The 345-nt window shown below is 64.6% G+C and carries 1 protein-coding gene; it reads right to left on the reverse strand.

Going from position 1 to position 345, the window contains the following annotated elements:
• Positions 1-172: 172 nt before the first annotated feature.
• Positions 173-331, reverse strand: coding sequence for an IS66 family insertion sequence element accessory protein TnpB (tnpB, locus tag AC5ZGW_RS47760; RefSeq protein ID WP_496114355.1), 159 nt, complete (start codon positions 329-331; stop codon positions 173-175).
• Positions 332-345: the final 14 nt, after the last annotated feature.

A 345-nucleotide genomic window follows, 5' to 3' on the forward strand; every position in this document is an offset into this window, starting at 1 on the left:
CCGACGCCGCCAGTGCCCCCTGATGCTCACTCAAGGCCGTCTGCGTTTGCGCCAAAAGCGCCTTCAAGCGTTCGTTTTCGTCGCGCAGCGCCGCGATGCTCATGCGCTATTTCGAGCACATCGCCGCCGCGCGCGCCACGTTCAAAATAGCTTTCGAGTCACTCTGCCGCAGTTATCCCGCCGCCTGCGGGCGCCGCGCTTCCTCCGGGCGGACCAACCTCCAATCCAGGCCCTCGAACAAGGCCGCGAACATCGCCGGCGACATGCGCATCACGCCGTCCGCGATCGTTGGCCAAACGAACTTGCAGCCTTCGAGGCGCTTGTGCACCAATACCAGGCCCGTTC

The organism is Bradyrhizobium sp. Crot121 (assembly GCF_059512385.1).